We start from the raw sequence: 15,194 nt of genomic DNA on the forward strand, positions 1-15,194 counted from the left end.
ACGCAGGGGGCCGAATTCTGTAAAAGCGGTTCGGGCTATAATCGCAGGCTTTTCAGCGTGTCGCTGGCCGGGTGGCCATGTCGCGTGTCTCGACGCTGAAAGAACTCTGTGGGCGGGCATTCAGGCTCGCTGCACCACCCAAGGATAAATCATGGTCGTCATTCGACTCTCCCGCGGCGGCTCGAAAGGCCGTCCGTTCTTCAACATCGTCGTGTCGGACAAGCGCGTTCGCCGCGATGGCCGTTTCATCGAGCGTCTGGGTTTCTACAACCCGACCGCGAAGGAAAACGAAGAAAGCATCCGCATCGCCCAGGACCGCCTGGCGTACTGGAAGAGCGTCGGCGCACAGGCTTCGCCCACGGTCCTGCGCCTAATCAAGCAAGCGGCAGCCGCAGCACCCCAGGCCGCGGCCTGAGCCTGCAGGCCTTTCGCACGGCCATGCTGCCCGCACTCGAAACCGCCGAATTGCCGGCGGACGCGATCGAGGTAGGACGCATCGCCGATGCCTGGGGCATCAAGGGGTGGTTCAAGGTCCTGCCCCACAGCGCCCAACCCGAGGCGCTTTTTTCTTCCAAACGCTGGTTCCTGCAGGCGCCCGGCGCCACCACCAGCGCTGCATTTCGGCTCGCGATCCGCGAAGCCAAGGAACATTCCGACTGCATCGTCGCCTCGTCCGAGGACGTGCCCGACCGCAATGCGGCCGAAGCGCTTCGCGGTGCGCGGGTGTTCGTGCCGCGTTCGAGCTTTCCCACCGCCGGCGATGACGAGTACTACTGGGTCGACCTGATCGGCCTCTCGGTCGTCAACCGCGAGGGCGTGGTGCTCGGCAACGTGCGCGAGCTGCTCGCGACCGGGCCGCAGACCACGCTGGTCCTGTCCGCGGAAGAAGACGGCAAGGCGATCGAGCGCATGGTGCCTTTCGTCTCGGCCTTCGTCGACAAGGTCGACCTGCCGGGCCGGCTCATCACGGTCGACTGGCAACCCGACTACTGACCGGGCTCGCGCGCATGCGCTTCGACGTTCTCACGCTCTTTCCCGAGCTGTTCGCGCCTTTCATGGCCGCGGGCGTGACGCGCCGTGCCTACGAGTCAAAACAGGTCGAAGTCGTGCTCTGGAACCCGCGCGATTTCGCGCAAGGCAACTACCGGCGCGTGGACGATCGTCCGTTCGGCGGCGGGCCGGGCATGGTCATGATGGCCGAGCCGCTCTCGGCCTGCCTCGATGCGGCGCTGGCCGCGCGCGGCACGCCGGCACCGGTCGTGCTGTTTTCGCCGATTGGCGACGTGCTGCGGCACGAGGCGGTCGAACGCTGGTCCGCGAGCGACGGCGCCGTGCTGGTCTGCGGGCGCTACGAGGGAATCGACCAGCGCTTCATCGACACGCGCGTGACCCACCAGGTGAGCCTCGGCGACTTCGTTCTGTCGGGCGGCGAGATCGCGGCCATGGCGCTGCTCGATGCGGTGGCACGGCTGCAGCCCGGCGTGCTGGGCGACGAAGCCAGCCATGTGCAGGACAGCTTCAATCCCTCGCTCGACGGACTGCTCGACTGCCCGCACTACACCCGGCCCGAGCAGTGGAACGGGCAGGGCGTGCCGGCGCCGCTCCTGTCGGGCCACCACGTCCAGATCGAGCGCTGGCGCCGCGACCAGCGGCTCGCGATCACCGCGGCCCGGCGTCCCGACCTGATCGACGCCGCGCGTGCCGCGGGCCGGCTGAGCAAGGCCGACGAGACGGCGCTCAAAAAAAAGCTATAATCCCTGGTTCCCCGATCCTCTGCCCGGCCGCGCCTGGGTTTCGTCTTCGGCTTCTTTCGAAGCAGCCGACAAAACCCAAGGGCGCCTTTTGTGTAGCGCGAGCACGATCGACATCAGGAAATCATGAACCTCATCCAGACCCTCGAGCAGGAAGAAATTACCCGTCTCGACAAGAAGATCCCCGACTTCATGCCCGGTGACACGGTCATCGTCAGCGTGAACGTCGTCGAAGGCAGCCGCAAGCGCGTGCAGGCCTACGAAGGCGTCGTGATCGCCAAGCGCAATCGCGGCCTCAACAGCGGCTTCACGGTGCGCAAGATCTCGAGCGGCGAAGGCGTGGAGCGTACGTTCCAGACCTACAGCCCGTTGATCGCCGGCATCGAAGTCAAGCGCCGCGGCGACGTTCGCCGCGCCAAGCTGTACTACCTGCGCGAGCGCAGCGGCCGCTCGGCACGTATCAAGGAAAAGCTGCCGGGCAAGCGCGCAGCAGTGGCTGCCAAGTAAGCCGTTCTTCTGCCGTGCAAAAAAGCCGCCCTCTGGCGGCTTTTTGCGTTGTGCGCTGTGCAGGCCTTTCCGCGAAAAGACAGCACCGCAGTTTCGGGTTCTACTCCTTCACCAGACAGCCAGCTAGCACTTGACCACCCCCGCCGACCCCTCCATGCAGCTCGAGCCCGCCGAACCCGTCAATGCCGTGGTGCCGCCCACGCTGCTCGTGGTCGACCCGCGCAAGGCGCCGGTGGTCGGCGGTCCGGATGGCCTGCCCGCGGTTGACGTGGCCGAGTTGACGGCCGAGGCGCTGCGCCGGCGATTCGCCACGCCCCCCGAGTGGATGCCGGAGCTGCGCCGCGAGCCACGCCTGAGCGACCGCACGCCGGCCCAGGCGGCGGTGCTGGTGCCGATCGTCCAGCGTCCGGAAGGCCCCACGGTGCTGCTGACCGAACGCACCGCGCACCTGTCGAACCATTCGGGCCAGGTAGCGTTCCCGGGCGGGCGCGTCGACCCCGAAGACGCGAACGTCGCGGCGGCGGCCCTGCGCGAGGCCTGGGAAGAGGTGGGCCTCTCGGCGCAGTTCATCGAGGTGCTCGGCAGCCTGCCGACCTACACGACGATCACCTCGTTCGTCGTGACGCCCGTGGTCGCGCTGGTGAAGCCGCCCTTCGAACTCACGCTCAATCCCTACGAAGTAGCCGCCGCCTTCGAGGTGCCGCTGGCCTGGCTCATGGACCCCGCCAACCATCGCCGGCACACGGTGCCGGCACCCGACGGCACGCGCCGCGAGTGGTATTCGATGCCCTACCAGGATGGCGCCGAGGAGCGCTTCGTCTGGGGCGCCACGGCGGGCATGCTGCGCAACCTCTACCGCTTCCTGATCGCCTGATGGTGAGCGCCGGCGTGAAGCGCCGGGGCGCCCTCGCTATCATCGAAGGATGAGCTTCTTTGCCATCCTGTGTGCGTTGCTGATCGAGCAGGTGCGTCCGCTCGCGCCACACAACCCGGTGTACGGCGGCGTGCTTTCCTGGACCCGCTGGACCAGCCGCAACTTCGATGCCGGCAAACCGCACCACGGATGGGTCGCATGGGGGCTCGCGGTGCTCATGCCCACGTTTGCAACGCTGGGCATCCACTGGCTGCTGGTGCTCACGCTCGGACTGCCGTTCGCGGTGCTCTGGAGCGTCGCCGTGCTCTACGTCACGCTGGGCTTCAGGCAGTTCAGCCATCACTTCACCGGCATCCGCGATGCGCTCGACGAAGGCGACGAGCCGCTCGCGCGCTCGCTGCTCGCCCATTGGCAGGGCGTGGACGCGGCCGAGTTGCGGCGCAGCGAGATCGTCCGTCGCGTGATCGAGCATTCGGTGATCGCCGCGCATCGCCACGTGTTCGGTGTGCTGGCCTGGTTCTCTGTGCTCGCGGCGCTGGGCCTCGGTCCGGCCGGCGCGGTGTTCTACCGCATGAGCGAATTCGTCGCGCGCTACTGGGCCCACAAGGACGGCGCGGCGGTGCAGCCCTCGAGCGTCTCGGTGCAGCGTGCCGCCGAGGGCGCCTGGCATGCGATCGACTGGCTCCCGGCGCGCATCACCGCGCTGGGCTTTGCGGTCGTCGGCAGCTTCGAGGAGGCCATCGACTGCTGGCGCAACGACGCGCGCCGCTTCGCGAGCGAGAACGACGGCGTGATCCTCGCGGCCACGTCTGGCGCGGTCAACGTGCGGCTCGGCGGGGGGGCGCTGCGGCCGATTCCGCTCGCTGATGCGCTCTCGCGCGCCCAGGCCGGCGATTCCTTGGCCGACGACCGCCGGACCGACAGCGGCAGCACGCCCGGGCGCGAGCCCGAGCCGGGTCACCTGCGCAGCGTGGTCGGCCTGGTCTGGCGCTCGGTGGTCATGTGGATGGTGCTGCTGGCCCTTCTCACGCTGGCCCGCCTGCTCGGTTGAGCGGGCTGCTCGCCACCACGACGCCATGGCGACCTCCGTGCCGACCTTCTGGAGCCCGCGCATCGGCGCGCTCGAACCCTACGTGCCCGGCGAGCAGCCGCGCATCGCCGACCTCGTCAAGCTCAATACCAACGAGAACCCGTATCCGCCGTCGCCGCGCGCGGTCCACGCGATCCGCGAGGCGGCTGCCGAGGGACTGGAGCGCTACCCCGATCCAAGCTCGCTCGCGCTGCGCGAAGCCGTGGCCCGGCGGCATGGCCTGGACGTGGCGCAGGTCTTCGCGGGCAATGGTTCGGACGAGGTGCTGGCGCACGCCTTCTTCGCCTTCTTCCAGCAGGCCGAGCCGCTGCTCATGCCCGACGTGAGCTACAGCTTCTACCGCGTCTATGCGCAGCTCTACGGCATCGCCTGCGAGCTGCTGCCGGTCGACGCGCAGTTGCGCATCGACGCCGAGGCGATGGCGTCGCGCGCGGCCAGCGGCTGCGCCGGCCTGGTGATTGCGAACCCGAATGCGCCCACGGGGATCGGCCTTCCGCTCGAGCGCATCGAGCGGCTCGCCGCCGCCTGCCCCGAACGCGTGGTGCTGGTCGACGAGGCCTACGTCGATTTCGGCGGCGAGAGCGCCATGCCGCTCATCGCCTGCCATCCGAACCTGCTCGTGGTCCACACCCTGTCGAAGTCGCGCTCGCTCGCGGGCCTGCGGGTCGGCTACGCCTGCGGCCAGTCGCACCTGGTCGATGCGCTGGTGCGCGTGAAGGACAGTTTCAATTCCTATCCGATCGACCGCCTCGCCTCGGCGGGCGCGGTGGCGGCGCTCGACGACGAGGCCTGGTTCGAGCGCACGCGCCGCCAGGTCATGGACGCGCGCGAAGGGCTGTGCCTGCAGCTCGAAGACCTGGGCTTCGAGGTGCTGCCTTCGCAGGCCAATTTCGTTTTCGCCCGCCACCCGGGGCGCGACGCGGCCGAACTCGCGGCGCTGTTGCGCGAGCGCGCGGTGCTGGTGCGGCATTTCAGGCAGCCGCGCATCGCGCAGCACCTGCGCATCAGCATCGGCACGCGCGACCAGTGCAGCCTGCTCGTGCAGCGTCTGCAGGAGATTCTCCAGGCGCCCTGAGCGGTTCAGTAGCGCGTCTGGCTCAGTTCGGCGAACAGCTCGCCGTAGATTCGGTAACGCGTGGCGCTGATCGGGGCCGGCTTCCCGGGCGCGTCGACATTCGCGATGACGCCGCACCCCGGCTCGTGCAGGTGCGTGCAGTTGTAGAACTTGCATTCCTGCGCATGCTCGGCGATGTCCGGCATCAGTCCCGCCAACTGCATCGGGGCAATGTGGTTGAGACCGAATTCCTGGAACCCCGGCGAATCGATGAGGCCTGTGGTGCGCGCCTCGTCGACCCAGTACCAGGTGGTGCTCGTCGTGGTGTGCTTGCCCGAATTGAGCGCCTGCGAGATTTCGTTCGTCAGCGCGGCGGCACCCGGCACGAGCAGGTTCACGAGCGTGCTCTTGCCTGCGCCCGAGGGGCCCAGCACCAGGGTGCGCTTGCCCGCGAGCAGTGCCATGAGCGTGGCGCGGTCGGCGTCGCCCGTGGCCGTGAGCGACAGCGGCAGCACGCCTTCATGCATGCGCCGGTACGGTGCGAGTCGGTTCCATGCGCGCTCGAACGGCACGGCCAGGTCGCGCTTGTTGAGCGCGATGATCGGCACGATGCGCTCGGCCTCGGCCGCGATCAGTGCGCGGGCCAACTGGTGCTCCGAAAACTCCGGTTCGGCCGCGATCAGGATCAGCACCTGGTCGAGGTTGGCCGCGAACGACTTGGTGCGGATCTCGTCCTGCCGGTAGAAGAGGTTGCGCCGCGGCACGACCTCTTCGATCGTGCCCTCGTCCTCGCTGGCCTGCCAGCGCACGCGGTCGCCGACCACGGCCTGGCTCTTCTTGCCGCGTGGATGGCAGATCAGCCGTTCGCCCGCAGGCGTCTCGACCAGGCAGTGGCGTCCGTGGCTCGCGACGACCAGGCCATCGTGCAGGGTGCGGGCGGCGCCCGCGGCGCCCTTGGCGGGGGTGCGGGGCGGCTTAGCCAAAGGCGCGAGCCCTCGTCACGGCGCGGGCCCGGCCACCAGCGCGTCGGCCTGGCGTGCGCACTCGAAGTCGGTGCTCGAGATGCCGCCGACGTCGTGCGTGTTGAAGCGCACCACGCAGCGGTTGTAGTGCACCGACAGGTCGGGATGGTGGTCTTGCGTATGGGCGACGAAGGCCAGCGCATTCACGAAGGCCATGGTCTCGAAGTAGTTCGCGAAGCTGAAGGTCTTTTCGATCGCAACGTTGGCGCCGTCGCCATTGAGCTTCCATCCGTCGAGCTTGGCGAGACCCGAGACGATCTCGGTGGCGCTCAGTGCCTGGCGGGTAACGCCCTTCCAGTCTTTGGGCTTGAACATGCTGCTCATGGTGTCGGCTTTTTCTTCGCGAGAGGTGGGAGTCATTCAGGCGGCCTGCATGCGCGCGAGGCGCTCGGAGGCCGGTGGGTGGGAGTAGTAGAACTTGACGAACACAGGGTCGGGCGTGAGCGTCGACGCGTTGTCCTGGTAGAGCTTCAGCAGCGCAGCGGAGAGATCGGCGCTGCTGGTCTGCGCCACCGCATAGGCGTCGGCCTCGAACTCGTGTTTGCGCGACAGCCGGGCCGCGAGCGGCGCGACGAAGAAGCCGAACACCGGCACCGCGAGCATGAAGAGCAGCAGCGCGAGCGCGTCGTTCGGCGCCGTGGGCGCCATGTTCGGCTGTACGCCGAGCCCGCCGTAGAACCAGGCCTGTGTCGACACCCAGCCCAGCAGCGCGAAGCCCGCCAGGCTCAGCGCGAACATCGAGGCGAGCCGCTTCACGATGTGGCGGTGCTTGAAATGGCCGAGCTCGTGCGCGAGCACCGCCTCCATCTCGGCCGCATTGAGCTGGCGCAGCAGCGTGTCGTAGAAGACCACGCGCTTGCTCGCGCCGAAGCCCGTGAAGTAGGCATTGGCATGCGCGCTGCGCCGGCTGCCGTCCATCACGAACAGCCCCTTGGCGCGAAAGCCGCAGCGCTTCATGAGCGCGGTGACGCGCTCCTTGACGGTGGGATCGTCGAGCGGCTTGAACTTGTTGTAGAGCGGTGCAATGAACATCGGATAGACGATCATCAGCAGCAGGTTGAAGCCCATCCATGCCGCCCAGGCCCAGAGCCACCACAGCGTGCCGGCCGCGCCCATGATCCACAGGATCAGCGCGGCGATCGGCAGCCCGATGGCTGCGCCGATCAGCGTGGAGACGGCCGTGTCGCGCAGCCAGAGGCGCCAGCTCATCTTGTTGAAGCCGAAGCGCTCCTCGAGCCGGAAGATCTGCCACAACGTGAACGGCAGCTCGAGCAGCGCGCCGATCGCCGCGAATGCTGCGAGTAGCGCGAGCTGCTGCACCATGCCGCCACCGAGCCACGCCACGAGCAGCTTGTTGAGCAGGTCGAGGCCGCCGAGCAGCGTCCAGCCGAGCAGCACCGCCGTGCCCCAAGCCATCTCGACCATGCCGAAGCGCGCCTTGGCCACGGTGTAATCGGCGGCCTTCTGGTGGGCCTCGAGCGTGATCTTGTGCTCGAAGGCGGGCGGCACCGCGTTGCGGTGGCGCGCCACGTGGCGCACCTGGCGCGAGGCGAGCCAGAACTTCACGACGAGCCCCGCGACGAGTGCAGCGGCGAAGGCGGCGGTGAAGATGAGTGAATAGGACATGACCGGCGAGTTTAGGGCGTGTTGCCGCCCGCCGGGTCCGCAGCGCGGAAGCCATCGGCGACAATCCGGGCATGCTCGAATCCCTGGACCCCACGACCGGCGGCGCACTGCCGGTGCTGAAGAAAAGCGACCAGAACCTGGTCTGGCTCGACTGCGAAATGAGCGGGCTCGACCCCGAGAAGGAGCGCCTGCTCGAGATCGCCGTGGTCGTGACCGGCCCCGACCTGAGCCCCCGCATCGACGGCCCCGTGCTCGTGATCCACCAGAGCGATGCCGTGCTCGACGCCATGGACGCCTGGAACAAGGGCACGCACGGCCGCAGCGGCCTGATCGACAAGGTGAAGGCCTCCACCCTCGACGAAGCCACGGCCGAACTGCGGCTGCTCGAGTTCATCGCGCGCTACGTGCCCAAGGCCGGCTCGCCGATGTGCGGCAACACCATCGGGCAGGACCGGCGCTTCCTGGTCAAGTTCATGCCCAGGCTCGAGGCCTATTTCCACTACCGGAACCTCGACGTCAGCACCCTCAAGGAGCTGGCCAAGCGCTGGAAGCCCTCGGCCTACAGCGCGTTCAAGAAGCAGCAGGCGCATACCGCGCTGGCCGACGTGCACGAATCCATCGAGGAGCTCGCGCACTACCGTGAAACCTTCTTGCGTTTGACGGATTAGGTAAAAACCCCGATCCGTGCCATAATCGTTGGCTTCGCTGGTCGACAGGTTTTTTTCGGCCAGCGTCTCTTGCATCTCCCTATCTTGCACACCGCGCCCGATCGCATCCGCTGATCAAAAAGGGCCGCAGCCTCCGGCGAAATCCGGAAGTTGAATGTCGTTGGATGGTTGATGTTTTTAACCACCAACGGGGCGCCGCCTACGGCAGCGCTCGCGTTTGAGATTGACAAATCACATGACCGACGCTTTTGAAGCGCAGGGCGAGTTCGCGCCTGTGCAATCCACCAACAACAACGAATTCATCGCCGCTCCGGACACCGCGTCCGAGTCGCCGATCCTCGAGGCACTCGACGCCGCGCTGCCCGAAGCGGCCGTGGCCGAGGCGCCCGTCGCACCGAACGGTTTCGTCCGGCTCGGTCTCGCGCCCGAACTCATCGCCGCCGTGGCCGACCTGGGTTTCACCCAGCCCACGACCGTGCAGGACAAGGTGATCCCGCTCGCCATGGGCGGTGAAGCCGGCCAGGACGGCAAGGCCCGCTTCGTCGACCTGATGGTCTCGAGCCAGACCGGCTCGGGCAAGACCGCAGCCTTCCTGCTGCCGGTGCTGCACACGCTGCTCAAGCGCCAGGCCGAAGCCGAAGAGGCCGCCAAGGCCGAATACCAACGCCTGGCTGCCGAAGCCGCCGCGCGCGGCGAAGCCGTGCCCAAGAAGGCGAAGCGCAAGGACCCGACCAACGCGCGCCACTTCAAGGCCGCCACGCCCGGCGCCCTGATCCTGTGCCCGACGCGCGAGCTCGCGCAGCAGGTGGCGCACGATGCCATCGAGCTGGTGCGCCATTGCCGCGGCCTGCGCGTCGCCAACGTGGTGGGCGGCATGCCCTACCAGCTGCAGATCGCCAAGCTGCAGAACGCCGACCTCGTGGTTGCCACGCCGGGGCGCCTGCTCGACCTGCAGCGCTCGCAGCAGCTCAAGCTCGACCAGGTCAAGTTCCTGGTCGTCGACGAAGCCGACCGCATGCTCGACCTCGGCTTCTCCGACGACCTGGCCGAAGTCAACCAGCTCACCATCGAGCGTCAGCAAACGATGATGTTCAGCGCCACCTTCGCGCCGCGCATTCAGCAGCTGGCTCAGCGCGTCATGCGCGAGCCGCAGCGCATCACCATTGACAGCCCGCAAGAGAAGCACGCCAACATCAAGCAGTCGCTGTACTGGGCTGACAACAGCCAGCACAAGCGCAAGCTGCTCGACCATTGGCTGCGCGACACCAGCATCAACCAGGCGATCGTGTTCGCCAGCACGCAAGTCGAGTGCGACGGCCTCGCCAACGACCTGCAGCAAGAAGGCTTCAGCGCCGTCGCGCTGCACGGCGCCCTGAGCCAGGGCCTGCGCAACCGCCGCCTGATGGCACTGCGTCAAGGTCAGGTCCAGATCCTGGTGGCCACCGACGTTGCCGCCCGCGGCATCGACGTGCCGACGATCACGCACGTCTTCAACTTCGGCCTGCCGATGAAGGCCGAGGACTACACCCACCGCATCGGCCGCACCGGCCGTGCCGGCCGCGATGGCTTGGCCATCACGTTTGCCGAATTCCGCGATCGCCGCAAGATCATGGACATCGAGCAGTACAGCCGCCAGCAGTTCAAGGCGGAAGTGGTTGCCGGTCTCGAGCCGCAGCAGCGCATGCCGCAGTCGCGCCCGCAGGGCGACTTCGGCGGCCGTGGCCGCGACAACAACAGCGGCCCGCGTGGCGACCGCAAGTTCGGTGGCGGCGGCGGCAACGCAGGCGGCCCGCGCGGCGGCTATGCCGGCGCCAGCGGCTTCAACGACCGCCGCGGCGCCCCGGCTGGCCCGCGTGGCTTCCAGGGCCAGAACGCCGGCTTCGGCGGCGGCGGTGCCCGTGAAGAGGGCGGCGGTGGCGGCTACGGTCGCAAGCCGGGCTGGGGCGGCGACAACGCCGCACCGCGCGGCGGCCGTGGCGACGGCGGCTTTGCACCGCGTGAAGGCTTCGCACCCCGCGAGGGCTTCGCACCCCGCGGCAATGGCGCAGGCCATGGCGGCCCGGGCAAGGTCTTCGTGCCGCGCGACGCCCAGAAGCGCGCCTTCAAGCCCACGCGCTGATCCCCTCCAGGGCGGCCTACGGGCCGCCCGCACCCGAGAAAGCCCGGACTTCGCGAGAAGTCCGGGCTTTTCCTTTGCGGGTTTCCGCGGGGGCCGCAGTCACGGAAGTTGATTGACACATGAAACGATGAAAAGTAATGTATTGAGGCATTGCTCCCCCGGTCCGCGCCGCGGCTGCCGGTTCATCGACATCTGCCTTTCAAATTCCGAACATGAAAATTGCGATTCTTGGCGGTGGCCATGGGGCCTACGCGGCGGCCGCGGACCTCTCCGAAGCGGGCCATGAAGTGCGGCTGTGGCGCCGCGATGCGGCAGCGCTCGAGCCGGTGGTGCAGGCGGGCGCCATCACGCTGAAGGATGCCGATGGCGCGCGCGAGGTGCCGCTGGCCCTGGCCACCGGCGACATCGCCGCGGCATTGAAGGGCGCGGAACTCATCGTCGTTCCCACCCCGGCGATCGCGCAGCACGACATCGCGCTGGCCATGGCGCCGCACCTCGCCGACGGCCAGGTGGTGTTCCTGCCGCCCGGCACCTTCGGCAGCTACGTGATGGCGCGCACCGTGAAGGCGGCAGGCAGCCGTGCCGACGTGGCGTGGGCCGAGACCGGCACCCTGCCATACCTGGCGCGCAAGCACGGCGAGCGCGAAGTGAACGTCACCATCCGTGCGATCCGGCTGCCCACCGGCGTCTATCCTGCGCGGAAGGAAGCCGAGGCGATCGAGGTGATCCGCCAGGCCTACCCTGCGGTGCACGGCTGCGGCAATGCGCTCTCGGGCGCGCTGATGAATGCCGGCCCGGTGATCCATCCGCCGCTCATGGTGATGAACGCCGCGCCGCTGCAGCACTTCGAGCGCTGGGACATCCACAACGAAGGCACGCAGCGCGCGGTGCGCGACGTGACCGACCGGCTCGACCTGGAGCGCATGGCGGTGCGCGAAGCCTTCGGGCATGCGGCACCGCACTATCCGCTGGCGGACCACTACAACAACGACCAGTGGATGTACGGCGATGCGCACAAGAAGCTCGTCAAGTCGGGCGACTGGCGCGAGCACATCGACCTGCACACCCACCGCTACATCACCGAGGACACCGAACTCGGCCTGGCTTTCCTGGCCTCGGCCGCGCGCCATGCGGGCGTGGATGCGCCGATCGCGCACGGCCTGCTGGCCATCGTGGGCGGCTTTCTCGGCCGCGACCTGCGCCGCGGCGCGCGCACCTTCGAAAGCCTGGGGCTGGCCGACCTGAGCGCGGCCGACCTCCAGCAAAGGCTGCACGATGGCGAATGAAGCCGCGCTGCCCCGCTTTGCGGCCGTCGGCGCGGGCCGCATGGGGCGCGGCATCGCGATCGCGTTCGCCTATGCGGGTCACCGCATCGCATTGATCGACCTGCGCCCGCGCAGCGACGAAGCCTGGCAGCGGCTGCAGGCCGAGGCCCGGGCCGAGATCGAGGCCAGCCTCTCAGGGCTGGCGCAACTCGGCGTGATCGACGCCGCGCAGGCCGAGGCCATCGCGGCGCGCGTGCACCTCGTGAATGCGGCCGACGCGCCGCAGGCCCTGGCGGCCGCCGAGCTGGTATTCGAGGGCGTGCCCGAGACGCTCGAGGCCAAGCGCGAGGCCTTCGAGCAGCTCAACCGGCATTGCCGCGACGATGCGATCCTCACGTCGACCACGAGCAGCATCCTCGTCACGCAGCTCGCGGCGCTCGTGCGGCGGCCCGAGCGCTTCCTCAACATGCACTGGCTCAATCCGGCCTATGTGATCCCGGTGGTCGAGCTCAGTTGCCACCCGGGCACCGACGCCGCCGTGCTCGCGCGCACCAAGGCGCTGATGGAGGCCATCGGCAAGCTGCCGGTGGTCTGCGGCGCATCGCCGGGCTACATCGTGCCGCGCCTGCAGGCGCTGGTCATGAACGAGGCCGCACGCATGATCGAGGAGGGCGCCGCCACCGCCGAGGAGATCGACAAGGCCACGCGCTACGGCCTCGGCCTGCGCTTCGCGGCGCTCGGCGTGGTGGAGTTCATCGACTTCGGCGGCTGCGACATCCTGCACCACGCGAGCCGCGAGATGTCGGCCTCGCTCGATGCGGGGCGCTACACCGCGCCGGCCATCGTCGGGCGCATGGTCGAAGAGGGGCGGCTCGGCCTCAAGAGCGGCAGCGGCTTCTACGACTATGAAGGCCGCGACGTGGCCGCCTATCGGCGCGACGTGCTCTCGCGCACGCTCGGCGAACTGAAGCACGCGGGCCTCTGGCGCGCGCCCGCCGCCGACACCCTGCCATGACGATCCGCCGCGCCTTCGCCGATCTGTCGGTGGGACAGGTGCACTACGCGGCGTGTGGCGACATTTACGCGCCACCCGTGCTGCTGCTGCACCAGTCGCCGCGCAGCTGGGCCGAATACCGCGCGGTGCTGCCGCTGCTGGGTGCGCGCTACCGCGCCATTGCGATGGACACCGCGGGTTTCGGCGACTCCGACGACGGCGGCGCGCCTGCGAGCATCGCGCAATGGGCGCGCGTGGCCTGCGAGTTGCTCGACGCGCTGGGCATCCTGCGCGCCGACGTGGTCGGCCACCACACGGGTGGGGTCGTGGCGCTGGAAATGGCGGCTGCGTTTCCCGAGCGCGTGCGCAGCCTCGTGTTGTCGTCGACGCCTTTCACCGACGAAGCCTTTCGCCGCGCGCGGGCCGAACGTCCGCCCATCGACGAAGTCGCGCCCAGCGAAGACGGCATGCATCTCGCGGCGCTCTGGCAGAAGCGCCAGGGCTTCTATCCGCCGGGCCGCCCCGACCTGCTCGAAGCCTTCGTGCGCGATGCCATGAAGGTCGTCCATCGGCTCGAGGAAGGGCACCGCGCCGTGGCGTCGTACCGCATGGAGACGCGCATCGCCCGCGTGACGCAGCCTGCGCTCATCGTGCGCGCCACGGCCGATCCGTTCGCCGCGCCGCATGCGGCGGAGCTGCAGCAGCACCTGCCGCAGGCGCGCATCGTCGACATCGAAGGCGGCATGGTGCCGCTGCCCGACCAGATGCCCGAAGCCTTCGCGCGCACGGTCACCGACTTCCTGTCGACGCTGCCATGAAGGCCGTGCGCATCCACGGCTTCCACGCCGCGCCGGTGCTCGAAGAAGCCGCCGATCCACTGCCGCGCGCCGGACGCACCCTCGTGCGCATGCAGGCGGCCACGGTCGGCCACATCGACCGCACCGTGTGGCGCGGCAGCTTCCTGCGCCATCCGCCGATGCCGTACATACCGGGCGTGGAGGCCGCGGGCATCGTGGTCGCGAGCCAGCGCTACGCGGCGGGCCAGCGCGTGTGGCTGCGCGGCGGCGGGCTCGGCACGCTCTTCGACGGCACCTGGTGCGAACTCATCGACGCGCCCGACGAAACCCTGGGCCTGCTGCCCGATGCCGTGCCGATGGCGCTGGGCGCGGCTTTCTTCTCGCCGTGCACCTCGGCCTGGGTCGCGCTGCACGAGGTCGCGAAGCTGCAGCCGGGCGAGCGCGTGCTCGTGACCGGCGCGAGCGGTGCGGTCGGATCGCTCGCAATGCAATTGGCGCGCGATGCCGGCTGCACCGCGTCGCCGGTCGATCCCGATGGGCCGCCGCCGGGCGAGGGCACAGCCGACCTGCTCGTCGACACCGTCGGCGGCGACGTGCTCGCGAAGGTATTGCCGGCGGTGCGTCCCGGTGGCCGCGCGGTGCTGGTCGGCTACACCGCGGGGCCGTTGCTGCAGCTCGACATCGCTCATTTCCTGCAGCGCGACGTGGCGCTGCTGCCGCTCAACATGTTCCGGCGCGAAGCCGCGGGCCGTGCGGCGGCGCCCGACCTGCTCGCGCGACTGGCCGACGGGCGGCTGCACCTCGATGTGACGCCGTTCGCGCTGGCCGATGCGGGTGCGGCGCTCGACTGGATCGCGCAGCGCGGACACCGCGGCCGCGCGGTGCTGGTGCCCTAGCTTTCCTCGCCCGCGGCCTCGGCCTCGCCGGTCGGCACATGGACATGCAGCTCGATCATCTGCCGCAGCGTCTGCTTGAGCTCCTCGGCACGCCGCAAGCCGAACGGCTCGAGCACCCGGCGCTCGTGTTCGCGCGCGAGTTCCATCAGGTGCTCGACCGCGTGCAGCCCCTTGCGCGTGATGCGCACCAGCGTGATGCGGCGATCACTCTCGTGGGGCAGCCTCTCGACCTGGCCGCGCGCTTCCATGCGGTCGAGCAGCCGCGTCACGGTCGGCTGCTTGGTCACCGTCACCTGCGCGAGCTGGCCGATGCTGACCGGCTCGCTGCCCGCGAGCGACGCCATCACGCGCCACTCCGACACCGAGAAGCCATGCTGGCGCGCCACCTCGTGGAATTCCGACGAAATCAGCTGGCTCGCCTGCGCCAGCAGGGCCGGCAGGTAGTCGTCGACGAAGCGGTGCGTCTCAGCAGCAGGCTCGGCCATGAAGGCACCTCACAACCAGAGGGGTCGAACGAGCCTCGGGCACGCG

General features: G+C 68.9%; 17 protein-coding genes. 13 read left to right on the forward strand and 4 right to left on the reverse strand.

What is annotated here, in order from left to right:
* Positions 1–151: 151 nt before the first annotated feature.
* The 7 genes from rpsP (at position 152) to hisC (ending at position 5,297) form a co-directional block, all read left to right on the forward strand.
* Positions 152–415 (forward strand): 30S ribosomal protein S16, encoded by a 264-nt coding sequence (gene rpsP, locus AC3A6G_RS07660; RefSeq protein ID WP_307702207.1) that lies wholly within the window; start codon positions 152–154, stop codon positions 413–415.
* A gap of 23 nt (positions 416–438) precedes the next feature.
* On the forward strand, positions 439–993 hold the full coding sequence (rimM, locus tag AC3A6G_RS07665; RefSeq protein ID WP_487859671.1) for a ribosome maturation factor RimM: 555 nt from the start codon (positions 439–441) through the stop codon (positions 991–993).
* Positions 994–1,007: 14 nt separating this feature from the next.
* A complete protein-coding gene (gene trmD, locus AC3A6G_RS07670) occupies positions 1,008–1,754 on the forward strand; it encodes a tRNA (guanosine(37)-N1)-methyltransferase TrmD (protein WP_487873460.1) in 747 nt (248 codons plus the stop codon).
* Positions 1,755–1,877: 123 nt separating this feature from the next.
* Positions 1,878–2,258 carry a 50S ribosomal protein L19 gene (gene rplS, locus AC3A6G_RS07675; RefSeq protein ID WP_487859673.1) on the forward strand — a complete coding sequence of 127 codons (381 nt, stop codon included), beginning with the start codon at positions 1,878–1,880 and terminating at the stop codon, positions 2,256–2,258.
* A 154-nt stretch (positions 2,259–2,412) separates the two neighbouring features.
* On the forward strand, positions 2,413–3,132 hold the full coding sequence (locus AC3A6G_RS07680; RefSeq protein WP_487859674.1) for a CoA pyrophosphatase: 720 nt from the start codon (positions 2,413–2,415) through the stop codon (positions 3,130–3,132).
* 49 nt (positions 3,133–3,181) lie between these two features.
* Complete coding sequence (locus AC3A6G_RS07685) at positions 3,182–4,183, forward strand: CobD/CbiB family protein (RefSeq protein WP_487859675.1); 1,002 nt, start codon at positions 3,182–3,184, stop codon at positions 4,181–4,183.
* Positions 4,184–4,208: 25 nt separating this feature from the next.
* Positions 4,209–5,297, forward strand: a complete 1,089-nt coding sequence (hisC, locus tag AC3A6G_RS07690) for a histidinol-phosphate transaminase (protein ID WP_487873461.1) — start codon at positions 4,209–4,211, stop codon at positions 5,295–5,297.
* Positions 5,298–5,302: 5 nt separating this feature from the next.
* Here hisC and rsgA read toward each other — a convergent pair whose 3' ends face one another.
* From rsgA to AC3A6G_RS07705, 3 genes are read right to left on the reverse strand one after another with little or no spacing between them, the layout of a single operon-like run.
* Positions 5,303–6,259: a ribosome small subunit-dependent GTPase A gene (rsgA, locus tag AC3A6G_RS07695; protein WP_487859677.1), complete on the reverse strand. Its 957-nt coding sequence runs from the start codon at positions 6,257–6,259 to the stop codon at positions 5,303–5,305.
* A 15-nt stretch (positions 6,260–6,274) separates the two neighbouring features.
* Entirely contained in the window at positions 6,275–6,622 is a 348-nt protein-coding gene (locus AC3A6G_RS07700) for a 4a-hydroxytetrahydrobiopterin dehydratase (protein WP_487860047.1), read from the reverse strand.
* A 36-nt stretch (positions 6,623–6,658) separates the two neighbouring features.
* Positions 6,659–7,924, reverse strand: coding sequence for a M48 family metallopeptidase (locus tag AC3A6G_RS07705; protein WP_487873462.1), 1,266 nt, complete (start codon positions 7,922–7,924; stop codon positions 6,659–6,661).
* A 71-nt stretch (positions 7,925–7,995) separates the two neighbouring features.
* Here AC3A6G_RS07705 and orn point away from each other — a divergent pair, with 71 nt between their 5' ends.
* The 6 genes from orn to AC3A6G_RS07735 all read left to right on the forward strand — a co-directional run bounded on the left by orn (position 7,996) and on the right by AC3A6G_RS07735 (position 14,663).
* Positions 7,996–8,592 carry an oligoribonuclease gene (gene orn / locus AC3A6G_RS07710; RefSeq protein WP_487873463.1) on the forward strand — a complete coding sequence of 199 codons (597 nt, stop codon included), beginning with the start codon at positions 7,996–7,998 and terminating at the stop codon, positions 8,590–8,592.
* 235 nt (positions 8,593–8,827) lie between these two features.
* Positions 8,828–10,711, forward strand: a complete 1,884-nt coding sequence (locus tag AC3A6G_RS07715; protein ID WP_487864151.1) for a DEAD/DEAH box helicase — start codon at positions 8,828–8,830, stop codon at positions 10,709–10,711.
* 212 nt (positions 10,712–10,923) lie between these two features.
* Complete coding sequence (locus AC3A6G_RS07720) at positions 10,924–11,997, forward strand: NAD/NADP octopine/nopaline dehydrogenase family protein (protein WP_487873464.1); 1,074 nt, start codon at positions 10,924–10,926, stop codon at positions 11,995–11,997.
* Positions 11,987–12,991, forward strand: a complete 1,005-nt coding sequence (locus tag AC3A6G_RS07725; RefSeq protein ID WP_487864149.1) for a 3-hydroxybutyryl-CoA dehydrogenase — start codon at positions 11,987–11,989, stop codon at positions 12,989–12,991. Before AC3A6G_RS07720 ends, AC3A6G_RS07725 begins: the two co-directional genes overlap by 11 nt.
* Complete coding sequence (locus AC3A6G_RS07730) at positions 12,988–13,788, forward strand: alpha/beta fold hydrolase (protein WP_487873465.1); 801 nt, start codon at positions 12,988–12,990, stop codon at positions 13,786–13,788. The genes AC3A6G_RS07725 and AC3A6G_RS07730 overlap by 4 nt, the downstream gene beginning before the upstream one ends.
* Positions 13,785–14,663, forward strand: coding sequence for a quinone oxidoreductase family protein (locus AC3A6G_RS07735; protein WP_487873466.1), 879 nt, complete (start codon positions 13,785–13,787; stop codon positions 14,661–14,663). Before AC3A6G_RS07730 ends, AC3A6G_RS07735 begins: the two co-directional genes overlap by 4 nt.
* Here the strand turns inward: AC3A6G_RS07735 and AC3A6G_RS07740 are convergent.
* Positions 14,660–15,148, reverse strand: a complete 489-nt coding sequence (locus AC3A6G_RS07740; protein ID WP_487859685.1) for a MarR family winged helix-turn-helix transcriptional regulator — start codon at positions 15,146–15,148, stop codon at positions 14,660–14,662. The two genes, AC3A6G_RS07735 and AC3A6G_RS07740, sit on opposite strands and share 4 nt — an antisense overlap.
* Positions 15,149–15,194 lie beyond the last annotated feature (46 nt).

The organism is Variovorax sp. Soil_C_26, assembly GCF_057657075.1.